Here is an 8,633-nt window from a genome sequence, read left to right as displayed (position 1 = left end):
CGATGCGCCCGCCAGCAATGGGCTTTGCTCCGCTTCAGAGCTCAGTTATGGCGCTCTGCCGGGATGGCCCCTGGCTCCAACCCCTTTAGCTCGTTTGGCGGCCGGGGCCTCTAAGCGCTGGCGGTTTCTGCAAGAACGCCATGGTGACCTGGGCTGGCGGCCCTGCCGCTTGCGTTTGCACGGGGCTGCCGCCGGTTGGCGCCCCGTTAGTGCCTGGTGGCCGCTGCCCTTCGCCCAGGTGGATTCCGCCGTGCTGACGGCGCGCTTGCCGCTGGTGCTGGCGGCGGCCGGAGTGAGGTGCAAAACGGGCCGGGTGGAGCGCTTGGAGCCGCAGGCTGGGGCAGGCTGGGAATTGACCCTCAGTGATGGCTCCAGCCTGCCGGCTGCCCAGCTGGTGCTGGCGGCAGGTGCTCACTGCCGCCAGCTCTGGCCGGCCCTGCCTAAGCGCTTGCGCAGCAGCTGGGCGGCGGCGCTGCAGCTGGCCTCCTTCCCGGCGCCGCTGGGCAGCGCGGCTGCCTGGCTGCCGGTCAGCTTTGGGCGGGTCGCCCTGGAGCGGCGCGCCGCTGGCCTGAGCCAGCCGGAGTGGCTGGTGGATGGCGGTTTGGTGCCCCGGGCAGAAGGGGCCCTGCTTGGCCAGCACACCCTGGTGCGGCCAGGCCTGGAGCTGGGCCCAGAGCCGCCGCCTCTGGAGGTGGAAAGGCAACTGCGCCAAGAATTGGCGGCGCAAGCCTGGGGGGCACCGCTAGCGGCGTTGCCTGGTTGCTTGCGCCAAGCGGCCGTGGCCTTCTGCAGCGAGGGCTTGCCCCTGGTGGGTCCGCTGGCAGATGCGCCGGATTTGTGGATGTTCACTGGCTTTAGTGCGGGGTTCAGCCAGGTGCCGGTGTTGGCGCCCCTGCTGGCCCAGGTCCTGGTGTCGGGGGGAGCGCAGGCAGCTGCGGCAACGCGGCGCCTGCAGCAGCTGGGCCTGACAGGTGCCTTTTAATCCTGCAAGCTGGGCGCCATGACTCAGCCCAGCCCCCCCGCAGCAGCGCCCAAGCCCCGCGGGCAAGGGCTGAGCGATCACAATCAGGTGGGCGTGAGCCTGGCGGGGGTGGGCGGTGTGCTGGTGCTGTGGGCCCTGTTCTGGCCAGTGCCCACCGAGGTGGAAGGCATGGGCGTGTTGATCTACCCCGACAACGCCGGCATCCTCAACGCCCGTGCCGGCGGCCAGGTGCGGGAGTTGTTCGTCAAGGAGGGGCAGCCGGTGGCGCGCGGCCAGGTGCTGATGCAGCTGTATCTGCCGGTGCTGGAGCGCCAGCTCGACCAGCAGCGCGGCAACCTGCGTCAGTTGGAGCGCCATAACGCCCAGCTCGACGAGCGCGATGCCCTGCGTCTGCTCACCGAAAAGCGGGCCCTGGATACGTCTCTGGCCAAGTTTTCCGACGATCGCCGTCGCTACGGCGAATTGCAGTCGACCTACGCCAGCAAACTGCGCAACCTTGATTGGCTGGCCCAGCGCGAGGTGGTGGCTCCGCTGTCTTCTGAGGTGGTGTCGGCGGAGCAGGGGCTCACCAGCACCAGCGTGAATCTCGATGACGTGAAGATCAACGAGAAGAACGTGGTGACCAACTACCAGCAGGTGAAGCTCAGCATCGAAACCCAGGCCCTGCAGCGCCGTTATCAGATCGACGATCTCAAGCGCCAGATCCAGGTGACCGAGGCCAAGATCAGCTTCGACGGCAAGGTGCATGCCGACCGGGACGGCACGGTGCTGGATCTGCAGGTGATCGCCGGCCAGACAGTGGGCACCGGCCAGCGGCTTGGGACGATCGGTCGGCCTGAGCAACCCAGCGCCAAAGACCGCCCGCTGCGGGTGGTGTCCTACTTCGCGCCCGCCGATGCCCGCCGCCTGCCGCTGGGGCTGCCCGTGGAGGTGGTGCCGCAGTGGAACCAGCGCGGCCGCTTTGGCGGCATCGTGGGCAAGGTGACGCAGGTGCTCACCCTGCCCGCCACCGAGGACGACATCGCCACGACCACCGGCAACGCCCAGCTGGCCCAGGAACTCACCAAGAACGGCCCGGTGATGCGTAGCGAAATTGAGCTGGAACGGGATCCCTCCAGCGTGGATGACTATCGCTGGACTCTCTCGGGGGGGAGCGGCGTCTTCCCAATCCGCGAGGGCCTCACGGTGTCGACCCATGCCTACGTGGAGTGGCGCTCGCCGATCAGCTACGTGATCCCCGGCCTGCGTTCGCTCACCGGTGGCTACCGCACTCCCTGGATCGATCAACGCTGGAACCTGCCTTTCTTGCGCCAGCCCAACACCGTTCCATGAGCTCCCCTTTGAAGTCGCCGTCCTTTCCCCGGATCCGCAACCCCCTGCTGCGGCAAGAGTTCCCCTGGTTGGTCAGCGAGGTGGTGCTGCTGCTGATCCTGTTCAACGCCAACCCGCCGGAGCTGTGGTTCTGGCTGGTGGTGCTGGTGGTGGTGCTGCTCTATCGCGTCGAGCGCTGGTGGTCGTCGCGGCCAAGCGCCTGAGTCCACCAGGGCCATTGTTATTTCCTCTGCTCAGGGTTGGCTGCTGATCTGCAGCTGCGGCTGGATCGGCGCGTTGGGATCCCGGGGCATCGGCAGCAGCTCCTTCAGCAACTTCGCGTAGGTGATGTTCACGTTGACCGTGGCGTTGATCCGCCGCACCAGGCTGTTGATCAGGCGGTCTTGGGTATTGGAGAGATTGAGCTCGCTGTCGAGGCCGGTTAGGTAGCGCAGCCGCACGTCACGGAAGGCCTCCAGGGCAGCCGCCACGCCTCTGCGGGCTGAACTCAGCTTGGCCAGGCTGGCTTCGTGGTTAAAGAAGGCCTGTTCGAGCCGCAGGCGGATGTCATTGCGCGTGGCGGCGTACTGCTGGGCGGTGGCCGCGGCCTGTTTGGTCAGGGCACGGGCCTGGCCTGCGGTGGTGCCGGCATCAAACAGCAGCCAGGTGAAGGTCAAACCCACCGACCAGTCCCAACCGTTGGTGGTGCTCAGGGGCAGGGCGGTGGAGCCGCAGCAGCCCCCTCCACCTAGCTCGAAGTCGCCCAGGCTGGTTTGGGAGCCGCTGCCGCCGGCGTTGGCAAACAGCGACAACCGTGGCAGCAGGCCCGCAGCGGTGGCCTGGCTCTGCTGGAGCAGAGTCGTTCGAGTGGCCAGGATCGCCTCCAGCTCCGGATTGCCCCGGTAGGCCGCCAGCAGGCTGGCCTCCAGATCGAGGGGCCAGCGGGGCTGCACCACGATCGGGTCGCTGGGACTGGGGGTCACGCTGGCGGGCAGGTTGAGCAGCACCGCCAGTTGGCGGCGCGCCACCGCCCGGTCGGCCAGAGCCTGGATCAGGGTCTCTTCATCGGCGGCCTGGATGGCCCGGCGCCGCAGCACATCGAGCCTGGGCACCAGACCCGCCTGCTTGAGGTCGAGCGTGTCCTGCAGGACTACCAAGTCGTTGCGCAGGTTGGCGTCGTAGACGCGCACCAGCTGCTCCTCTTGCTGCAGGGAGTAGTAGGCCTCACTCACCTGCAGTTGCAGGGAGCGGAGCTGGTTGGCGTAGGTGTTGCGCTGCCGTTCAAGGACTGCGCGTGCCGCCCGAACCGTGGGCGTGCGCGCAAAGTCGAGCAGGGCGTAGTTGAGCTGCAGTCCCCCTCAACGCCCCATTCCCCGGAGGTCGCCGCCACGGAACCGCCGTTGGGCACATAGAAGGGGCCGGCGGTGGGGTTTCCAGTTGAGTCGAGCAGCCCTGTGGGTGAGAACTGGGGGCCAAAGCCCAGGTTGTCGTTCGGCTTTTTCGCGGTGGTGGTGGTGCGGCTGCCCTCGTAGCCACCGTTGGCAAAGGCGCTGATGGTGGGCCAGTAGGTCCCCATGGCGGCCTGGACGCTGGCCAAGGCGGCGGCCACTTGCTCGCGTTGGGCCTGCAGGGTTGCGCTGTTGGCGAAGGCGATGGCCAGGGCTTGCTCCAGGCTGAGGCTGGCAACGCCGCCAGCCTGAAGCTGCTGGGGGTTGGGCAGATCCAGCGGCGGACCGGTCACCGTGTCGGCGGGTTGGATCGGACCGGCGGCGGGTTGGTTAGTCCGGATCAGGTTGGCGGGCAGCTCCGGGGTGCTGAGCACGTCGCCCACCGGGGGCTCGGGCTCGGTGGGGAGCAGCTGGTCGAGTGCCCGCAGCTCCGCATCCAGGCGCTGCCAGCTGCGCTCAATCAGCGCGGTGGACTGGGGTGGGGACTTGCGGGCTGGGAGCGACGCTGCTAGGGCAGCCGGGGCCCCATGGGCCGGAAGGATGCCGAGCAGCACCAGGGTCAGGGCGCGGTTGCGGATTGCCACGGTGGTTCCGTTTAGCCCCCTCAAGTAGGTCAGTCTGCTGAATGGAACGTCCTCTTGCCTAGGTGGGGTGTGCACTTTCCCGCACAGCAGCTCGGGGCACGGCAGCTCAGGGCACGGCAGCCCAAGCGGCCTCGAAGCCTCGGCTGGCTTCGACCAGTTGGTGGCATGTGATCGCCCGGCGTCCACCGCTGCTGCCCAGCAACACCGCTGTGGCAAGGGGATCCTGGAAGGCTGACTTTTCAGCCTGCTCCAGCCGCTCCAGGTCCGTACCGGCGGCGGCATTGGCCCCCAGCGGTGGGGCGCTGGGCCAGTGCTTGGCCCAGCCATCGAGTTGGTCGGCTAGGTCTTTGAGGAGAAAGTGTTCCGCTTCCATTAGGGCTTTCAGGCCGGGACTGGTCAACGGCACCACCGGCAGGCGCAGCATGGTTCGGTACTGGCTGATAACGGCGCTGAGCCATTGCTCCTGCAGGTCCCAGAGGCGCTGCATCCTTTCTCCCATGCCGTCCCGGCCCAGCTCCTGGCTGGCCTCCTGGCGCTTGTTCTGGAGTTGGAGGGTGGCATTAACCAGCTGGTTGCGTCGCTGCAGACGGGCGCTGGCCTCCAGTTCCCGCTGCTCCAGCAACAGTCTGGCTCGTTCACGCAGCAGGTTGGCGATCTCGCCGAACAGTCGCTGGGAGTGTTCCTGGTGCTGCTCTAGGGCCCTGCTGGGCCAGATCTGGCTCACCGCCAGCCACGCGGCCAACACCCCTATCAGGGTCACCACCAGGCGGGTGGGAATCCAGCTGGCCAGATTGGTGTGGTGAACTGTCCAGCCCATGGCTACTACGAGCCCGGCCACTTTGTAACCGGAACGCAGGCCGAGGGATCCTCCGAAGATCCGTGTCAGGGCAAGGGCTACAGCCACCCCCAGGGGCAGGGGCAGGGCTTGGCCCATGGTGTTGAACCCGATCGCCACGATCACTCCCCCAAGAAGGGTGCCCAGCACCCGCTGGGTTCCAAGCAAGCGGGTGGCGCCCACGGTGCCTCCCAGGGCCGCCCCCACAGCCAACGGGGCGTAGAACGGATCGGTGAGGCCCAGCACGATCACGAATCCAGCTGAGAGCCCGGCGGTGAGGGCCAGCCGCAAGTCGGTTCGCGTGATCAGGGGAGGAGCTTTCATGGCCGGACTCCATGTCCTCGGCTGGCCAGGGCCAGGCTCTGGGCACTGCGGGTGAGCCGTTGCAACTCATCGTCGAGGGCCAGCAACAACAAGGGGGGAAGCCCCTGCGCCAGGGCGAGCTCCTGCAGGCTTTTCCGTTCCGGCAGGCCCAGCACCTCTGGCGCCGGGCTTGGGCCGAGCAGTGCCGGCAGCCGCTCCAGCCACGGTGTCGCGGTCGAGGCCAGGGCCCCCGGGGGTAACAGCTGCCCAAGACGCTGCAGCTGCAGGCTGTGGTGGTTGATGCGCTCCCAGAGCAGGCTGCGTTGGCGCCAGTGATGCTGCTTGGCTGCGCCGCGGGGGTTGCTGCGCAACTCATCGTTCACCAGCTGGTTGAGTTGCTGGCAGAGGCGACTACCCACGATCGGCTGACTGGCTCGCCCGTCGCCGGCTGCTGGATCTTTGAGCTGGCGGCGGATCGCCTCCAGGCGTTGGCCCAGCAGACTCCGCAGCTGCCGCTCCAGTTGGCCCATCTCCGCGAGCCGGTTGATGGGCCAGAACAGGGCATTCACCAGCAGGGTGGCCGCCACTCCCACCAGAGTGTCGGCCGTGCGGTTGACGACGTAGAGCCAGTTGAGCTCGGCGTAATCGGCCACCAGAAACAGCATCGAGCACATCACGATTCCGGTGGCGAGGCCGGCCTGCCAGCGCATCAGCCGCAGCAGGGGCACCACCACCAGCAACGACACCGTCAGCCCCACCCAGCCACTTAGAAGGGTGTGCACCAGAAAACTGACGATGCCGGCGGCGATCGTGCCCAGCACCCGGCCCTGGGCCGCTGCCAGGACCCGGGTATCGGTCTCGTCCATACACATCACCACCGCCAACAGCGGATACCAGACGAAGCGCACATCGCGGAAGCTGATTGCCCAGGCGCCGGCGAGGGCGGCGGCCAAACCGATCTTGAGGGCGGCGCGCAGGGCGGGGTGGCTCAGCACGCGGGACAGGGATCACAGCCTTGCGGTGATTCTGGCGTTCCCGTCCAGTGCGATCGATGATTGGGGTGGTTGGATCCGGATCATTGCCTTTCACCCTTGATTTTCAGATCCTGCTGCGTCTGGGTCTGGCGGTGCTTTGCGGCCTGGCCGTGGGCATCAACCGCGCCCACCACGGCAATACCAGCCATCCCAACCGCCTGCGGGTGCATGTGTTGGTCGGTCTCAGTGCCTGCCTGATGGTGCTGGCGGCAGGTGACGACCCCCAGGCCCGCAGCCGGGTGATTCAGGGGGTAGCCACCGGAATTGGCTTCTTGGGGGCGGGCGAGATCCTGGTGCCTCCTGCTGCTGACAAGAGGGGCCTGCCTGAGGTGCGCGGACTCACCAGTGCGGCTTCGATCTGGTTTACGGCTGCCCTCGGGGTGACCGTAGCCGCCTCCACCCCCTTGCTTGCCGGGGTGGCCCTGGTTCTGGCCCTGATCACCCTGTCTCAGCGGAGCAACGGCGAGTCGCGGCCAGACATTGATCCTGCAGCAGATCAGAAGAGGAAGCGATAGCGGCCATCGCCGCTGCTTTCAGCTTCGTTGGAGCCATCCAGGACCGGCTGGGGCCACTCCGCTTCCCAATAGCTGATGTCATCGCGATAGAAGGGCCGTCCGCCCAGTCGCTTGGTTTCAAGCTGGGTCGTGCCCATGGCGGTGATAAGGCCACCCAGCTCCATGGGGCCCAGATCGGTTTTCAGATCCTTACCTGCTGCAGCCAGCAGGATTGGCAGGCGCACCAGATGCTCTGGCCTGGTGAGCTTGCGAAAGAGGGCCTGTAGGGCTATTTGCTGGCGCTCCAGTCGGCCGATGTCGCCCATCTCATCGTGGCGAAAGCGCAGGAAGCCTTCTAGGTCTTGGCCTTTGAGATTTTGCAGGCCGGGTTGCAAGTCGATGTATAGGCCCTGACTGTTGTCGGTGTAGGCCATGCGTTTCGGCACGTCCACCTCGATTCCGCCGAGGGCGTCGGCCATGCGCCGGATCGCAGACAAGTTCACCACTAGGTGGTGGGTGATCGGTCGACCCAACTTGCGGGCCAATTCCCGTTTGAGCAGATCGGTGCCCCCGAGGCTGTAGAGGGAGTTGATTTTGTGGGGACCGTAGCCTTCTGCCTCGATGTAGGTGTCCCGAGGTATCTGGGTGATCCGGGTGATGCCCCCATCCACTCGCAGGCTGGCGATCACATCGGTGTTGCCACCTCCCACATCGGTGCCGAGCAGCAGGATGTCTTGGGTGGTGATGCCGCTCCAGGCCGCGAACGGATTGGTGATGGCGTTATTTGCTCCTGAGGCGGTGTCGCTGAGCAGTTCGGAGAGGGGCCCCGCCAGCAACAGGCCTCCGCCCATGCCGACTCCGATCGCCAGGAGCATGGCACCGCGTTTACTCCGCTTGCGGGGCCGCTTGGCCGGAGGGGTTCTCATCCCCTGAAAGCTATTGCACCAAGCGAACCTTTCACAAATGGGGGCTTGCCGCTGCCTAGAGTGGCCGGGCTCGAACGAGTTAATGAAGTTGTTGACGCAGGCCTGCAGGAAATGCCATGGAGCAGAGCAGAGTCTTCAACCGCTTTCACCGCTAGACGCTCTGCAAAAAAATAACCCTGCCGTGGCGCTTCCGCGGCAGGGTTGGTGTCGCTCAGGGCGGAGCTAGAGAGCTTGCAGTACAGGCTGATGGGGTTGGATTTACCAGCGGTTGCCGCCACCACCGCCATCGCCGCCATATCCACCGCCACCACGATTGCCGCCACCACGATTGCCACCGCCACCGCCACCGCCGCCACCGCCGCCTTCACGGGGAGTGGCTTTGTTGACACGAATCATGCGCCCCATCCATTCGACGTCCTGAAGGTCGTCAATAGCCTTTTGTTCGGCCGCATCGTCGGCTAATTCGACAAAAGCGAAACCGCGCTTGCGACCGGTTTCTCGGTCTAGGGGCAGGCTGCACTGGCGCACCTCTCCGTATTGGCCGAAGAGATCAAGCAAGTCCTCGCGTTCAGCTTGGAACGAAAGATTGCCAACGTAGATAGTCATTACTGGAGCAAATCCTGGAACTGATTCGGTCGAAGCTGCGGTTCTTAGTGGTCCTAGTGGGAACTAGGGGTGCCAAAAGAGAGGCCGTACCCTTTGAATCACGGCAAATG

The 8,633-nt window shown here is 66.0% G+C and carries 10 protein-coding genes; 4 read left to right on the top strand and 6 right to left on the bottom strand.

From position 1 onward, the window contains the following. The 3 genes from KBZ07_RS12165 to KBZ07_RS12155 all read left to right on the top strand — a co-directional run. On the top strand, positions 1-982 hold a 982-nt coding region (locus KBZ07_RS12165; protein ID WP_254931863.1), incomplete at its 5' end, for an FAD-dependent oxidoreductase. 18 nt (positions 983-1,000) lie between these two features. After that, positions 1,001-2,314, top strand: a complete 1,314-nt coding sequence (locus KBZ07_RS12160; protein WP_254931862.1) for an NHLP bacteriocin system secretion protein — start codon at positions 1,001-1,003, stop codon at positions 2,312-2,314. Beyond that, complete coding sequence (locus tag KBZ07_RS12155) at positions 2,311-2,517, top strand: hypothetical protein (RefSeq protein ID WP_254931861.1); 207 nt, start codon at positions 2,311-2,313, stop codon at positions 2,515-2,517. Before KBZ07_RS12160 ends, KBZ07_RS12155 begins: the two co-directional genes overlap by 4 nt. Before the next feature lie 30 nt (positions 2,518-2,547). Here the strand turns inward: KBZ07_RS12155 and KBZ07_RS12150 are convergent, their stop codons facing one another. From KBZ07_RS12150 to KBZ07_RS12135, 4 genes are all read right to left on the bottom strand, one after another. After that, positions 2,548-3,627, bottom strand: coding sequence for a TolC family protein (locus tag KBZ07_RS12150; RefSeq protein WP_254931864.1), 1,080 nt, complete (start codon positions 3,625-3,627; stop codon positions 2,548-2,550). Then, a complete protein-coding gene (locus KBZ07_RS12145; RefSeq protein WP_254931860.1) occupies positions 3,522-4,325 on the bottom strand; it encodes a TolC family protein in 804 nt (267 codons plus the stop codon). Before KBZ07_RS12145 ends, KBZ07_RS12150 begins: the two co-directional genes overlap by 106 nt. A gap of 106 nt (positions 4,326-4,431) precedes the next feature. Next, positions 4,432-5,484, bottom strand: a complete 1,053-nt coding sequence (locus KBZ07_RS12140) for an aromatic acid exporter family protein (protein WP_254931859.1) — start codon at positions 5,482-5,484, stop codon at positions 4,432-4,434. Next, on the bottom strand, positions 5,481-6,458 hold the full coding sequence (locus KBZ07_RS12135) for an aromatic acid exporter family protein (protein WP_254931858.1): 978 nt from the start codon (positions 6,456-6,458) through the stop codon (positions 5,481-5,483). The genes KBZ07_RS12140 and KBZ07_RS12135 overlap by 4 nt, the downstream gene beginning before the upstream one ends. A gap of 83 nt (positions 6,459-6,541) precedes the next feature. On the opposite strand from KBZ07_RS12135, the gene KBZ07_RS12130 reads away from it, so the two are divergent. Beyond that, on the top strand, positions 6,542-7,012 hold the full coding sequence (locus KBZ07_RS12130) for an MgtC/SapB family protein (protein ID WP_254931857.1): 471 nt from the start codon (positions 6,542-6,544) through the stop codon (positions 7,010-7,012). Here KBZ07_RS12130 and KBZ07_RS12125 read toward each other — a convergent pair. Together KBZ07_RS12125 and KBZ07_RS12120 are read right to left on the bottom strand one after the other, a co-directional pair. Beyond that, positions 6,994-7,866: an LCP family protein gene (locus tag KBZ07_RS12125; protein ID WP_254931856.1), complete on the bottom strand. Its 873-nt coding sequence runs from the start codon at positions 7,864-7,866 to the stop codon at positions 6,994-6,996. The two genes, KBZ07_RS12130 and KBZ07_RS12125, sit on opposite strands and share 19 nt — an antisense overlap. A 309-nt stretch (positions 7,867-8,175) precedes the next feature. Next, on the bottom strand, positions 8,176-8,523 hold the full coding sequence (locus KBZ07_RS12120; protein ID WP_254931855.1) for an RNA-binding protein: 348 nt from the start codon (positions 8,521-8,523) through the stop codon (positions 8,176-8,178). Positions 8,524-8,633 lie beyond the last annotated feature (110 nt).

Source organism: Cyanobium sp. BA20m-14 (genome assembly GCF_024346295.1).
Note: the sequence above shows the minus strand (reverse complement) of the source record. Positions and strands in the feature narration are given on the sequence as shown.

Coding starts and splice junctions, on each gene's coding strand:
- KBZ07_RS12160 (WP_254931862.1), top strand. CDS start 1,001: ATGACTCAGCCCAGCCCCCCCGCAGCAGCGCCCAAGCCCCGCGGGCAA.
- KBZ07_RS12155 (WP_254931861.1), top strand. CDS start 2,311: ATGAGCTCCCCTTTGAAGTCGCCGTCCTTTCCCCGGATCCGCAACCCC.
- KBZ07_RS12140 (WP_254931859.1), bottom strand. CDS start 5,484: ATGAAAGCTCCTCCCCTGATCACGCGAACCGACTTGCGGCTGGCCCTC.
- KBZ07_RS12125 (WP_254931856.1), bottom strand. CDS start 7,866: ATGCTCCTGGCGATCGGAGTCGGCATGGGCGGAGGCCTGTTGCTGGCG.
- KBZ07_RS12120 (WP_254931855.1), bottom strand. CDS start 8,523: ATGACTATCTACGTTGGCAATCTTTCGTTCCAAGCTGAACGCGAGGAC.